General features: G+C 39.8%; 8 protein-coding genes. 3 read left to right on the top strand and 5 right to left on the bottom strand.

Annotated elements, in window-relative coordinates; translation table 11 throughout:
• Positions 1–453 precede the first annotated feature (453 nt).
• Positions 454–1,650 carry a pyridoxal phosphate-dependent aminotransferase gene (locus GTQ43_RS16640; RefSeq protein WP_265273851.1) on the bottom strand — a complete coding sequence of 399 codons (1,197 nt, stop codon included), beginning with the start codon at positions 1,648–1,650 and terminating at the stop codon, positions 454–456.
• 265 nt (positions 1,651–1,915) lie between these two features.
• Between GTQ43_RS16640 and GTQ43_RS16635 the strand changes: the two genes are divergently transcribed.
• Positions 1,916–2,515 (top strand): MBL fold metallo-hydrolase, encoded by a 600-nt coding sequence (locus GTQ43_RS16635; protein WP_265273850.1) that lies wholly within the window; start codon positions 1,916–1,918, stop codon positions 2,513–2,515.
• A gap of 164 nt (positions 2,516–2,679) precedes the next feature.
• Positions 2,680–3,879, top strand: a complete 1,200-nt coding sequence (ribD, locus tag GTQ43_RS16630) for a bifunctional diaminohydroxyphosphoribosylaminopyrimidine deaminase/5-amino-6-(5-phosphoribosylamino)uracil reductase RibD (RefSeq protein ID WP_265273849.1) — start codon at positions 2,680–2,682, stop codon at positions 3,877–3,879.
• 42 nt (positions 3,880–3,921) lie between these two features.
• Here ribD and GTQ43_RS16625 read toward each other — a convergent pair whose 3' ends face one another.
• The 3 genes from GTQ43_RS16625 to GTQ43_RS16615 all read right to left on the bottom strand — a co-directional run bounded on the left by GTQ43_RS16625 (position 3,922) and on the right by GTQ43_RS16615 (position 6,990).
• Positions 3,922–4,140, bottom strand: coding sequence for a hypothetical protein (locus GTQ43_RS16625; RefSeq protein WP_265273848.1), 219 nt, complete (start codon positions 4,138–4,140; stop codon positions 3,922–3,924).
• A gap of 311 nt (positions 4,141–4,451) precedes the next feature.
• Positions 4,452–4,862, bottom strand: a complete 411-nt coding sequence (locus GTQ43_RS16620; RefSeq protein WP_265273847.1) for a hypothetical protein — start codon at positions 4,860–4,862, stop codon at positions 4,452–4,454.
• 310 nt (positions 4,863–5,172) lie between these two features.
• Positions 5,173–6,990 carry a serine/threonine protein kinase gene (locus tag GTQ43_RS16615; RefSeq protein WP_265273846.1) on the bottom strand — a complete coding sequence of 606 codons (1,818 nt, stop codon included), beginning with the start codon at positions 6,988–6,990 and terminating at the stop codon, positions 5,173–5,175.
• 1,046 nt (positions 6,991–8,036) lie between these two features.
• On the opposite strand from GTQ43_RS16615, the gene GTQ43_RS16610 reads away from it, so the two are divergent.
• Positions 8,037–13,463 carry an ATP-binding sensor histidine kinase gene (locus GTQ43_RS16610; protein ID WP_265273845.1) on the top strand — a complete coding sequence of 1,809 codons (5,427 nt, stop codon included), beginning with the start codon at positions 8,037–8,039 and terminating at the stop codon, positions 13,461–13,463.
• A 352-nt stretch (positions 13,464–13,815) separates the two neighbouring features.
• On the opposite strand, the gene GTQ43_RS16605 is transcribed toward GTQ43_RS16610, so the two are convergent.
• The gene (locus GTQ43_RS16605; RefSeq protein ID WP_265273844.1) at positions 13,816–15,150 is read right to left on the bottom strand and encodes a hypothetical protein; all 1,335 of its coding nucleotides are present in this window, start codon (positions 15,148–15,150) and stop codon (positions 13,816–13,818) included.
• Positions 15,151–15,267: the final 117 nt, after the last annotated feature.

Genomic DNA, 15,267 nt, shown 5'->3' with positions numbered 1-15,267 from the left:
TAGTGCTGTTTTTTTGGTTATTCTTAGATATTAAGGCTTAGATACTCCCTTTCTGGAGTGGGATTTACTGAGTAAGTCAACTTTTCAACCTGGAATCAAAAGTTAGAGTTATCATTTTGAGTAAAACTATTGTCATGATTTCTTGATAAATATATTTATGAACTTGTATTGACCACTAATTTGTTAACTTCTGTTAACTTGAAGATCGACACCATATTTATCATTTGTAATACTGCCTTGGCAGGAAACAGGCTCTGCAAAGGCTTTATTTGCGTTTTTTATGTCCTTCTCTAACGAGACGCTACGCCTCTGCGGTTCGTTAAAAAAAGCAATTTTTACTACTCAGATAGGATTGCTGCATTTGCTGTTTGCGAGGAATAGAAAATAAGATTTTAATATTGAAGGGAAACGAACCGCAGAGGCACAGAGGGACGCAGAGATAAGAAATGAATGTTAAGATGTGGATTGTAGATTTGATTGGAGTTTGAGTAAGCGATCGTTCGCTGTTTTTAATGTCTCAGGTGTTTTGCTGAAGCAGAATCTAATCAATGAATGGCCTTTTTCTGGTTGGCTGAAAAAACTGGAACCAGGAACTACGGCAACACCAATATTTTTAATTAGCTGGTAAGTGAATTCAATATCTGTTTTGTAACCAAATTTGGAAATATCTGCAAGAACGTAATAGGCTCCTTTGGGAAGGAAATAGGGAATGCCAACTCGATCGAGAATTTGCAAAATGCTATCTCGCTTTTGATGATAAAGTTTGCCTAGTTCTTCATAATAAGCTGGTGGCAGTTGCATAGCGGCAACTCCGGCTCGTTGCAATGGTGCTGGTGCGCCAACAGTGAGAAAATCATGGACTTTGCGAATGGCTCCCGTTAATTCAGGGTTTGCTAAAATGTAGCCGACTCGCCATCCGGTGACACTGTAAGTTTTGGATAAGCCGTTAATTGTAATGGTGCGTTCTTCCATACCGGGAAGAGTCGCTAGGGCAATATGTTGAGTGCCATCATAGAGAATATGTTCGTAGATTTCATCTGTGAACGCTAACACATCCCACTTTTGACAAAGTTCAGCAATTAGAGTGAGTTCTTCACGGGTGAAAACTTTGCCGGTGGGGTTGTGGGGTGTGTTGATAATAATGGCTTTGGTATTGGCATTGAAAGCTTGACGTAACTGTGCTTCATCAAATGTCCAATGGGGGGGATGCAGTGTCACATATCGGGGTGTAGCACCAGCTAAAATCGCATCGGGCCCGTAGTTTTCGTAATATGGCTCAAATACAATTACTTCATCTCCAGGATCGACTGTCGCCAGCATAACAGATGCCATTGCTTCTGTAGAACCGCAGGTGACAGTGATTTGCGTTTCGGGATCGATATCTAAGCCAAGATACCAACGAACTTTATTAGCGATCGCATGACGAAATGGGCGATCGCCCCAAGTAATGGCATACTGGTTGACATCTGCCTCTATTGCATCATTTGCTGCCTGTTTCAACTCTAAGGGACAAGGAAAATCAGGGAACCCCTGAGCCAAATTCACTGCACCATGTTGCAATGCCACCCGCGTCATTTCCCGAATCACCGACTCTGTAAACTGGTCTGCCTTCGCTGATATTTTCTTACGCCTAATCTCACGCACTCCCATACCTCCGTTGATCTCTATTGCGGTTATCCAAGAATTTTTTTTAATTCAATAAAATCCATAATACAGATAGATTTATCGTAGTATACTCAAATTCCAAACCTAAAAGGAAGGAGTGGGGAGATGAGGGACAAGGGAGCAGGGGGAGCAGGGGGAGCAGGGGGAGCAGGGGAAGAATAACTCAGCACTCTTTTGCCCAATACCCAATGCCCTATACTTAATTATTGATATTAATAGTCAATTACTGAACTACCGATCCAGAATCATCATGAAATCTTTGCACCGTCCCGATCTCTATAGCTGGTCTAATTTCAATCCGGCAAGAAATATTGATTTCAATGGGATTGCCTGGATTCGCCCAGATGGAAACATCTTGATTGACCCAGTAGCCCTATCAAACCATGATTGGAATCATCTGAAATCCCTCGGTGGTGTAGTTTGGATTGTGCTGACGAATTCTGAGCATGTTAGGGCAAGTAAAGAAATTGCCGATCAAACTTATGCTAAGATAGCTGGCCCTGTGGCAGAAAAAGATACTTTTCCTATACCTTGCGATCGCTGGTTATCCGATGGTGAAGAATTCGTACCTGGGTTAAAAGTAATTGAACTCCAAGGCTCGAAAACTCCCGGTGAATTGGCTCTGTTACTGGAGGAAACGACTTTGATTACAGGAGATTTAGTCAGGGCACGCAAAGCAGGTAGTTTAACTATATTGCCAGATGACAAGCTGCTAAATCGAGAGGAGGCTATTGCTTCTGTTCGTAAGTTAGCAGAACTGAGTCGGGTAGAAGCAGTGCTGGTGGGGGATGGTTGGCCCGTTTTTCGTGATGGACGCGATCGCTTACACGAACTTGTGGCGACGCTGTAAATGGGTGGGAGTCAGAAGGAGGGGAAAGGGAAAGACCGTTTTACCGCCCGAAAGTGAGTGCTTTTCCCTTTCCTTCTCTTGTTAATTATTAGGAGCAAAGCGCGATTTTCCTGTGGAAAGGCTGCGCGATCGCGTGCAGAATATTTACAGTATTGCCTACAATTATGGATAATTCCCCAGTGGTCGCTCAAGCAGATGCATCCTTACCAAATCACAGTCAGGAAAAAATACATCTAGTGCAGTCAGCAGTTATAAAGGAAAAGATCGGAACTGATTTTGACTCTCGCATGATGCGGCGATGTTTGGAACTTGCTCGCCGCGCTTTAGGACGGACTTCGCCAAATCCTTTAGTGGGAGCAGTCATTGTCAAGGATGGCGAGATTGTCGGCGAAGGGTTTCATCCTCGTGCAGGTGAGCCTCATGCAGAAGTGTTTGCTTTGCAAGCAGCAAGCACTCGCGCTCGTGGTGCAACAATCTATGTGTCACTTGAACCTTGTAATCACTACGGACGGACTCCCCCTTGTTCGGAAGGATTGATCAAAGCTGGAGTAGCAAAAGTGGTAGTAGGTATGGTTGATCCCAATCCACTGGTCGCTGGAGGTGGTATTGCTCGTTTACGTGCGGCGGGGATCGAAGTTTTGGTAGGAGTAGAAGAATCAGCTTGTTATCAGCTAAATGAAGCTTTTGTCCATCGCATTCTCTACAAGCGACCCTTGGGAATTTTAAAATATGCCATGACTTTAGATGGCAAAATTGCTACTACCTCTGGTCATAGCGCCTGGGTGACAAGCGAAGAATCCCGCAATGAAGTACATCAACTGCGGGCGGCTTGCGATGCCATAATTGTCGGTGGTAATACAGTCAGACAAGATAATCCTTATTTAACCAGCCATAATTTAGAGGCACATAATCCCCTGCGGGTGGTGATGAGTCGCCATCTTAACTTACCGGAAAGTGCCCATCTGTGGAAAACTGCTGATGCTCCGACTTTGGTGTTGACAGAGAAGGGTGCTAACCCCAATTTCCAAGAACTGTTGCTCAAACAGGGCGTGGAGGTGGTGGAATTAACATCACTTACACCAGATAAGGCAATGGCCTACTTATATGAGCGGGGTTTTTGTAGCGTGTTGTGGGAATGTGGCGGTACCTTAGCTGCAAGTGCGATCGCTCAAGGAGCAGTGCAAAAGGTTCTAGCATTTATCGCCCCAAAAATCATTGGTGGTAGCATTGCTCCCACACCTGTGGGCGATTTAGGTTTCACTACCATGACTCAGGCTTTGTCTCTAGAACGTGTTCGTTGGCGTGTAGTAGGATCTGACTGCTTAGTGGAAGGTTATTTTCCCCAAAAAACAAATAGTCAATAGTAATAACACTTGACTATCAATCAATTGATTGTGATTTTGCAACTATGAACACTGACGTTCATGAGCAATATCACGGATAAGGGCTAGCCGAGATTGAATATAGTGGCTAAGAAAGTCAGTTTCGTTAGAATCTAACAACACTTGCGTTTCGGTTTGTTTCACTAACCACTGCACCAAGCTAGCATCATCCAGTTGTAAGAGGAGCTTGGCTTGGGCAGTTTCAACCACTGACCAAAGCTGACGCATGATTGTAGGAGTCATCAGACCTCAATTGAATAATTTAGCTTTGCTGTCTTCAGATTACACAATTCCAATTGCACTTTACGACATGAATGTAGAAGCTGAGATAAGTATTATTAAAAACTTAATAATGGTATTTATAACTTTATGAAGATTAAGAATTTGAAACTCATTTTTGAAAATCTCATCTATATTTGGACATTGGGTATGGCAAATACAGATTTTTTTGTGTCTTTGTCTAAGCAATTAATTAAGACTAACTCTTTGCATCCCAATTTGAGAGTTGGGTATGGCGAATACAGATTTTTCTGCGTTTTTGTTTACGTAGCTAATTAGGGATAATTTTTTGTATCCCATATATCTTTGGAAATTGGATGCATTTCCTGCACTACTTTCCATAACTGAAATCTTGCTCGGTAAGTAAACAAAACGAAAATTACTAAAGTCTGCCAACTTATTAATATAGAAACATTCTGAGTTCCTAGTGCAATAGCGATAATTAGAAACCCAAATACAAGAGTACGAAGCATTTCATTGGGTAATTCTTTTAACCATTCACTCTTGGTACAACGATAAACAAAATAGGGTATCCAGCGACTAATCACTTGTGCTACGAATAGCATTGACCCGATGACATTGGTTTTTGTCACTACCAGAAAGCCAAAATACTTGTAAGCTTGCAATACAAAGTAAAGCCAAGTCCGTGTATGTTTATCAATATAGTTGTAAATAAAGAAACTCACGCGGACAAACAGGAGTGTGTATCAAGATACTCTTGCGTTGAATTGCGGAGAAAAAGAGTTTCATCTAAATCTACTAGGATTGGTGTACTATCTGACGCTGTTTCAATGATGTTTACTACTTCAGATACTGAGGTCTCATAACTTAGTGTATTCATCAATATGAGCCTAATAGCTTGATGTACAGAATGATTATTTCACACTTTGAGATAATTTGTAACCTAAACTTTAAATTAAGTAGTGGCTTTCTTGAGAGTTGAGTCCCTCAAAACTTGCAATTGGCTCCTCTTGAGTTGTTCGAGCCTCTCGTAGACTAACACTGTTCAGCTGTCGATGGATTCACAAAATCATGCAAGTCTACATCCCAAATACTGATATAAATAAAATCACATTGTTGACGGATAATCTGACCCTTAACTGAGCCATTCTTAAAACTAAAACTATTAGACTGACGCTGTTGTACCTGTTTCAGTCCCTGCTGAATTTCGTTAGTGGCTTGGCCATCTAACATTCCATTTAAGGTAGCCTCCATTACCTGTGGATCTACTGATTGGGCAAAAGATACTTCAGTTTGACGCAGGACTTTAGAATTACGATCGAATAAATAGCCCAGATCAATTTTGTTTGGCACAAGTTTGTAAACAACAGCCCGCGTCTTACCCCATGCGCCTTTTAAATCTTGATTTGGTTTGCCAAGGGTCGCTTCTACGGCACTTCTTGATGTCCCTGTCGGAAACGCAGGAACACTTTGGCTACTGCTAATGACAGCTAATTTACTGGGCGGACGATCGCTCTTCTGGGGTGCTGAAGGTGCTTCTGGTGTGGGAGATGCGATTTTCTCTGGTTCTGGCTGTGGTGTAGATACTACTACTGGTGCTGGAGTATCTAAAATTACAGGTTCATTTTCTGGCTTTGGTGTGGATATAACTGGGGAATGAATGCTTTTGCGAACTACTAATCGTCGTGGTGGTGAGATTGGTACAACAGGGATTGGAGAAGTTTGGGAAGAAAGCGGCGATTCAGGAGATATAGGAGTGGGTAAAGATTCTGGTGATGGAGTGGCATTTGTGACAATAGTTGTTTCTGGTTGTTGCTGACGAATGATGCTAGGAATTACTACTGCACCAATCAAGCCGCCTATCAGCAAACTACTAACAATCACAGCAGGTTTTTGCCAGTTTTCAGGAGTAGAAGACCGTGCGATCGCAGAATTTTTTTGTGGGGAATATAATGGCTGAGTTTGTCTAGTAGGGGGATTAAAACTTACTGTAGAGGCATTTGTAGTCAACTCAGAAGGTATATTACTAGCAGACTGCAAGGCGTACAGCATTTTACTAGCAGTACTGTAGCGATCGCCAGCATGAGGCTTAATTGCCTGATTGAGTATAGCCACCAATTGGGAAGAGACGTTAGGAGCGTAGTGCTGCCAAAGTATTTCGCCAGTTTTTAGATCGGTTTGTAATTCTTGCGGGTGTTTGCCAGTCAGCAGATAAATCGCCGTTAAACCTAAGCTGTAGATATCAGTACTGTAAACTGGCCGGCCAACGGCTTGTTCGCTAGGCATATACCCAGGCGTACCAATGACGAGCGATCGCGTCGGATATCCTGAAGAATTCACCACTGAACGGATTGTTTCTTTGACTGCGCCAAAATCAATCAAAACTGGCTGGCCATCAACAGAACGCAGAATAATGTTATCTGGCTTGATATCCCGGTGAATAATGCCTTTGCTATGAACATAATCTAAAACTGGAAGCAGACTTAAGAGAATTTGCCGAACAGTAGTTTCACTCTCAAACCCTTTAGTTTGGATAATTGTGGTCAGAGTTTGGCCATGAATCCATTCTTGGACAAGGTAAAATTGCCCGTTCTCAGAAAAGTAGGCGTAGAGTTTAGGAATTTGGTTACTATTTTCACCCAAATACTCTAAAGTTGCGGCTTCCCGTTCAAATCGTTGTTGGATCAATTGGTAATTTTGCGGATCGTTATTAGTTATCGGTTTGAGTTGCTTGATTACACAATTACGGCGAGAAGGCATGTGAACATCTTCTGCCAAAAAAGTTTCACCAAAACCACCAGCGCCAATTACCTGGATAACTTGATAGCGATTGTTTAAAAGGGTTATTGCCATGAAAAATTACAAGCATATACACCGGAGACGATTTGTCTCTGGGCTTATCGTCAGACATCGCCCTTTCCAAATGTACATCAGATAAGCAAAGCCAGGATAACTGATTTAATTTTTAGAAAGTATCTTGGTTTATTTTTAACTCTTTTTTGCACTGATATAGCGGTTTTCACTTAGATCGGCACAACATATATTGCTAAGTATAAAAAACATACTGTGCCCTTAGAAGTGTATTTAACCAAGAATTGCTAACTATTATGTAACAACATAGCATTCACAATGCAAGCCAATACATTCACAATGCAAGCCAATGCATTCACAATGCAAGCCAATACATTCACAATGCAAGCCAATGCATTCACAATGCAAGCCAATACATTCACAATGTAAGCCAATGCATTCACAATGCAAGCCAATGCATTAGCTAAAACTTTTGACTCTATGATTCAATAATATCTATAAACAGATTGATTCAATTGAGCAAATTTTAGCATTGCACCATCGGCTTAGTTAAAGAGTGAAATTCATTTTTATATTGTTATTGTTTAAACAGTTTGTTAAAAATCAATCCGGTTCAGATAAGACTAAAATTTTCATCTAGCGGATAGTGTAGAGACGCAAAATTGTACTTCTCTACGAGACGCTATCGCAAACATCCCGCTATGTGCTTTCGCATCTCTACAGCTTTATGGTTTTCTCAAAAATCCTTAACCCAAGAGTATTGTGTTAAAAATTATCCATTCAGAGCAAAAGTATACCCCTGCATTTCATGAAAAATGTGTTGTTAAGCATGTTTTTTAATTTAACTTCCACTATTTCTTTTTTGTTAGGACTTACGCAAAAACCCTCTCAAACTCTCATTTCTCCGTGACCTCTGCGTTCTCTGTGGTTCGTTTTACATTACCCATGCGTAAGTCCTATTTGTGAGTAATAATCTTACAATCTGAGGTTGGATTGTCAATGATTGTTAAAGTCCGCTGACTCTGAAATTATTGTGCATTGTACGGGAATAATATGTTAAATGCAAAAGTTTCACGGATGAATGTAGCATGGTCAGCACCCAAATCATTATTCCCGAATATCAAGTCAGCAAAAAACTCTACGACGGTTGCAGAACCCTAGTTTATCGGGCTTTTCGAGAAACTGACTCATTACCTGTAGTCATCAAACTGCTAAAAAATCCTTATCCTAGCTTTAGCGAACTCGTACAATTTCGCAATCAATACACCATCGCCAAAAATCTCAACTATCCTGGAATCATCCAAACCTACAGTCTCCAACCATACAAAAATAGCTATGTGCTGGTGATGGAAGACTTTGGGGGAATTTCTCTTAAGGATTATTTTGCCAACAATAATATTGCATCTCTACAAGAATTTCTGCAAATTTCCATATCTCTGTGTGACACCTTAGATATTCTCTACCGGCACCGAATTATTCATAAAGATATTAAACCCGCTAATATTTTAATTAATCCAGAAACAAAACAAGTTAAATTAATTGACTTTAGTATTGCATCTTTACTACCAAGAGAAACCCAAACTCTTATCAGTCCTAATGTTTTAGAAGGTACACTAGCTTATATTTCTCCTGAACAAACAGGAAGAATGAATCGAGGAATTGATTACCGGACTGATTTTTATTCTTTGGGCGTGACTTTTTACGAATTACTCACAGGAAAGTTACCCTTTGAGTCAAATGATCCAATGCAATTGATCCATTGTCATATTGCTAAAAAAGTATCAGTTTTAGCTGACAGCAAAGAAATTCCCAAAGTTGTTTCTGATATCGTCATCAAATTGATGGCAAAAAATGCTGAAGATAGATATCAAAGCGCATTCGGTCTGAAATATGATTTAGAAAATTGTTTATATCAACTTAAAGAAGCAGAAAAAATCGAATATTTTCAAATAGCTCAACGAGATATTTGTGACAGGTTTATTATCCCTGACAAACTCTATGGACGAGAAACAGAAATAAAAACCCTACTTCAAGCATTTGAGCGTGTTAGTACGGGTACAACTGAAATGATGCTGATAGCGGGTTTTTCAGGGATTGGTAAAACTGCGGTTGTCAACGAAGTTCATAAACCTATTGTTCGGCAACGCGGTTATTTTATTAAGGGTAAATATGACCAATTTAATCGGAATATTCCCTTTTCGGCATTTGTAGAAGCATTTCGGAATTTAATCGGGCAATTATTAACAGAAAGTGATGCTCAAATCCAACAATGGAAAACCAAAATTTTAGAGGCTGTGGGTGAGAACGGACAGGTAATTATTGAAGTTACTCCCGAATTAGAAAAAATTATTGGTACTCAAACACCAGCACCAGAATTATCAGGAACTGCGGCCCAAAATAGATTTAATTTATTATTTCAGAAATTCACCCAAGTCTTTACGAGTAAAGAACATCCATTAGTGATGTTTTTAGATGATTTACAATGGGCTGATTCGGCATCACTGAAATTAATACAGCTATTAATGGCTGATACAGGACATCTTTTTTTAATTGGTGCATACCGAGATAACGAAGTCAATCCAGCCCATCCTTTAATGTTGACTTTGAATGAAATTCAAAAAACGGCAGCAACTGTTAATACAATTACTTTGATTCCACTGAATCAAGGAAAGGTGAATGAATTAGTTGCTGAAACACTTAAGTGTTCAGAAAATTTGGCATTACCTCTTTCTCAATTGGTATATAAAAAAACTCAAGGTAATCCTTTTTTTGCTACACAATTTCTCAAAGCATTACATCAAGATGGACTAATTAAATTTGACTTTGATTTGGGCTGTTGGCAATGTGATATTGCCGCAGTAACTGTGCGATCGCTGACTTCGGATGTGGTTGAATTCATGGCATTGCAGTTACAAAAATTGCCAAAATCAACACAAGAGGTTTTAAAGTTAGCTGCGTGTGTAGGAAATCAATTTGATTTAGCAACTTTAGCAATTGTTTCGGAAAAATCGGAAATTGAAACTGCTACGGATTTGTGGACAGCTTTACAAGAAGGTTTGATTTTACCGCAAAGTGAGGTTTATAAATTTTATCAAGAAGAAGACAATCAGGAATTGGTGCTGTCAAATAGAAATGCCAATAAACTATTAGCACAATATAAGTTTTTGCACGATCGCGTTCAACAAGCAGCTTATTTTTTGATTGCTGAAGATCGCAAGCAAGCAACGCATCTCAAAATTGGCCGTCAACTGTGGCATAATCTTCCCCAGAGCGAGCAAGAAAGCCAGCTTTTTACCATTGTCAATCACCTTAATGTCGGACGCGAGTTAATTCTCGATCCATCAGAACGCGATCGCGTTGCACGATTGAATCTCCAAGCCAGTCAAAAAGCCCAAGCTTCTGTTGCTTATGAAACAAGTCGCCGCTATTGTTACGCCGGACAACTTTTTCTGAGTGATGCAAGCTGGAAAGAGAATTATCCCCTCCGTTTTGAACTTGCGATCGCAACCATTAAAGCAGAATATTTTAATCATAACTTGCAAGTTGCTCAACAACTGTCGGAAGAAACGCTAGAAAAAGCCAAAACTTTGCTCGATCGCATCAAAATTCAGGAATTGCAAATTCTTTTTAAAATCAATCAAAATAAAATGAATGAGGCGATTTCTCTAGCAATTGATGTTCTCGGTATTCTCGAAATTCCTCTACCGAAAGAATCGCAGAAAATTCAGGCAGAAATTGAATTACTTCGCCAAGAGATTGCGTTACCAACAGAACAAATTGCCAATCTTATCTTGCTGGAAACCGTTAACGATGAAGAAAAAATAGCCGCCATTCGCATTCTCACCAACGCCAGTTCTGCTTCTTATATTGCCGATCCAAATATTTATCCTGCGATCGTTCTTCATAGCGCTCGACATTGTATGAAATACGGTAATTCTCCCCTCGCAGCGTCAGCTTACAGTTGGTATGGAGCGCTTTTATGCGGGGTTTATGATGAAATTGAGGCAGGGTACGAGTTTGGCAAACTCTCCTTACAATTGCTAGAGAAGTTCAATGCTCGGACTCTGATGGCTAAGGTCAATAATATGTTTAACGTGTTTATTCGACCTTGGAAAGAGCATCTCCAGAACACGATTGCGGATCTTCCCGAAGCTATTCAAAGTGGATTTGAAAATGGCGATGTAGAATACGCTTTTTATGCTGCCGTTCACTATTGCAACTATCTCTTTTATCGTGGCAGTTTATTAGATGCGGTACAACAAGCCCAAAAATGTTACCTCCCAGCAATTATTAAGGCAAAATATGAATTTCACGAAGACTTTCTTCGCATCAATCAACAAGTTGTTGCTAATCTTCTCGGAGAAACGGATGAACCGCAATATCTTCAGGGTTCAATTTTAGAAGGTGAAACTTCTTTATCTCAATGGTTGCAAAACAATATTGTTTTTTTAGTTCTCTGTTTCTATGAAGCGCAAACGCGACTTGCCTATTTATTTGAAGATTATATAGGGGCTGTTGAGGCTGGAGAAAAAGGGTGGCAATATCGACAAGCTGCAATGGGAACCCTTTATGTGTCAGAGCATAACTTTTATTACAGTTTGGCATTGTTGGCGAATGGAATATTAACCTCGCAGCAAAGCGATCGCCTTGCTGCCAATCAAAACCAATTAAGGGTTTGGGCGAAGTTTGCTCCTAGTAATTTTCAACACAAATACGATCTGGTTGAAGCCGAAAGGTATCGGCTTATGGGGGAAAAAACAAATGCAATCGAGCAATACGATCGCTCGATCGCTCTTGCCAAAGAAAACGGCTACATCCAAGAAGAAGCCCTAGCTAACGAACTCGCTGCTAAGTTTTACCTCAACTGGGGTAAAGAGAAAATCGCCGCCGTTTATATGCAAGAAGCTTACTACGGTTATGCTCGTTGGGGAACAAAAGCCAAAGTTGCAGATTTAGAAAAACGCTATCCCAAGTTATTAGCAACTATATTCAAACAGCCACAAATCGCCGCAAACCTCAGCAGTACAATCGCCAATATAGCTTCTACAACTGTTTTTTCTAGCAGTACAAGTATTTCTAATACCCTAGATTTAGCAACAGTTTTAAAAGCATCACAAGTACTATCTAGTGAAATTAAACTGGAAGACCTACTATCAAATTTAATGCAAATACTGATGGAAAACACAGGTGCAGATAAATGCGCTTTAATGTTATTCCAAGGTAATAATTTAACTCTAGAAGCAATTGCCACATTACAAGAAGCTAACACAAAAATTCATAGCACATTGCTACAATCGATACCAGTAACATCCAGTTCCGAGATTCCTATCAGTGTAATTAACTATGTTTCTCGGACAAGTGAAACCTTAATTGTTGATGATGTAATGGCTCAAACCTCCTTTACCTCAGATTCATATCTACAACAGCAGCAACCAAAGAGTATATTATGTACCCCCATTATCAACCAAGCAAAATTGATTGGTATTCTTTACTTAGAAAATAATTTTACTATAGGAGCATTTACACGCGATCGCCTACAAGTTATCAAACTCCTGACAACTCAAGCAGCCATATCTTTAGAAAATGCCCAACTTTATCGCCAATTAGAAGACTATTCTCATACTTTAGAAGAGAAAGTTTCTGAACGCACCCAGGAATTGCAACAAAAAACAACTCAGATAGAATTAACCCTAGAAAAACTTTATGCGACTCAAGCCCAACTAATTCAAGCGGAAAAAATGTCCGGCTTGGGACAATTAGTCGCTGGTATTGCCCACGAAATTAATAATCCGATTAATTTCATCTCTGGCAACCTCAAACCAGCAAATGAATACGTGACATCCTTAATTGAGTTAAACTATTTATACCAAAAAAACTATCCACAACCAATACCAGAAATTGAGAAAAAAATTGCTGATTTGGAACTAGATTTTTTGGTAAATGATTTACAAAAGCTCCTGGAATCGATGAGAATAGGAGCCGAACGCATCCGCCAAATAGTTCTATCACTGCGTAATTTTTCCCGTTTAGATGAAGCTGAAATCAAATCAGTAGATATTCACGAAGGTATTGATAGCACGTTATTGATTTTACAGCATAGATTCAAAAATAGTAGCAAAAACATAGAAATATTACTAACTAAAGAATATGGACAAATACCTTTAGTTAGTTGTTATCCATCTGCTTTAAATCAGGTATTCATGAATATTCTCAATAATGCTATTGATGCTCTAAAAGAATTAGATATGAATCAAAAACCTACTATTACAATTCGCACTGAAATTAAAGAACAAAAATATGTTTTGATCCGCATTATCGACAATGGAATGGGGATGAACGAATCAATCCGAAAGAAGATATTTGAACCATTTTTTACTACCAAGCCTATAGGTAGTTATACAGGTTTAGGATTGTCAATTAGCTATTCGATTGTGGTAGAACAACATGGAGGTCAGTTAAACTGTATTTCGGCTCCAGGAAAGGGTACTGAATTTGTGATTCAGATTCCACTGTAAAGTTGAAGAATTCAGAAGCGTCTCTGGCTCCGCTCCTGACTAAAAAGCTTTTATTATAGGACTTATGCAAAAACTCTCTGAAACTCTTATTTCTTTGTGTCCTTTGCGTCCTTTGCGGTTCGTTTTTTCATGATTTTGCGTAAGTTCTGTATTACTTTCTGCCTTCTTGTGCTAGTGTTTTTGCTATAGGCCAATACGGTTTAGTTAGAGTACTCCAAGTCAAAAATGCTCAATTGTCATTGCGAGCGAAGCAATCCCAAGGGCTGTGATTGCTTCACTTCTCTACGAGACGCTTCGCGAACGCTCGCAATGACGGGTTTTGGATCATTTATGAGAGATTGTTTATAATTTACTAACCTCTTTGAAAACCCTTTGCTGGCTTTTGTTGCCCCTTCCCCTTGGGCTTAGATTTGTGAACTTCTCCTAAAGCTTCCTGAAATAAGTTATGCAAATGTATAGGTACACTGGCAATATCTGGTAATTCTGGCTCAATAGGTTTGTGGAATTCTTGCAAAAGTGCATCCAAGTCACTTTCAAGGCGAAACTCTGGACGTTGCAAAAATGTTTGCAACACATTTTCTAATTGAGTTGGATACTGTTGCGCTAATCGATGCCAAATAAAGGCATTAATACTTTTATCTTCGAGGTAGTAGCGAATTAACTTTTCTGCGCCTTGAACACTTTGCCAGTCATCTGCCGATAAGATTGCTTGTACCTTACTATATGTTGGTAAAAACATTTGTCCCCAACGCGGATGAGAAAGGGCTGTTACCTGTTCTGCTTTCTTGAGTTCGGCAGGTAAATCAACCTTTGGCATCACCATTTTGCTATTGCCACCTTTACTGTTTAACATTTGAGAGACTACGTTAGAATCAGCACCAAATTCTTGTGCTGCTGCTTTAATTTCCTCATCTCCAATGCCAGCTGCTTCTGCTACTTCAGACAAGGATTTAGAAGGATCAATTCCTGCGGCTGCAAAAGTTTTTTCAGTAATTATTTCTTGAAATTCCGCTATTTTTTTATTCAGATGATATCCAGATAATGTGATTTCATCAGCACCAAAAAAGTCCACAAACTGCTGATGATATTGTGTTACTGACTGCCAAGCTTCTTCTAGCAAGTCTGGAGCATCGCTGTAAAGATTACTTTTATAATTCTCTTTGAAATTGCCAATTGCTACAGCCAGTTTTGGTTTGCCTAATTTACCCATTATTGTGTATGGGCCAGACAACATCCAGTAGCTATCAGTAACAGGAGAAATGCGAGTTAGTAAAATTTCTCCTACTTTCAACCGAGATATTGCTTGCAATGTTTGAGTATTGTTTGGCTTGACGATGTAGCATTTATCTGTCAACCAGTTCGTCAATTCAAAGCCATCAGCTAGGATGTTACTAATGGCAAATAAGCCAATAAAACTATGATGCCAGCTTTTGATCAGGTTGCGATCGCTCTCTTCTAAGTCTGGATGGCTTTCGATAAACAACTCTAATGGTGACTTATCATCGACTTTCCCGGCTGTCAGAAAGCTATCGATGATTAACTCCTGCTGTGTACTATCGCCACTTCCACGCCGCGACTGTTCTGCGGCATAGGTTTCCAGTGCTTTTGCTAGTTCGCCTTCAGCATCAAGGACAAAATCAACTAAGGCTTGTTTTAATTGGTGCGATCGTTCTAATATGACATCCACAAGTTAATATCTCGGTGCAACAGATGTAGATTATAGCGTTTAAGAGAATTACCGCATCTAGCTATTGTTAGATTTATGGTGGCGTGTACTTAGCAGATTTAGCCGTCAAACTTCTCT

It is taken from the genome of Nostoc sp. KVJ3, from assembly GCF_026127265.1.
Classification (GTDB): domain Bacteria; phylum Cyanobacteriota; class Cyanobacteriia; order Cyanobacteriales; family Nostocaceae; genus Nostoc.
The sequence above is the reverse complement of the archived record's forward strand: the minus strand, read 5'-3'. Positions and strand labels throughout refer to the sequence as shown.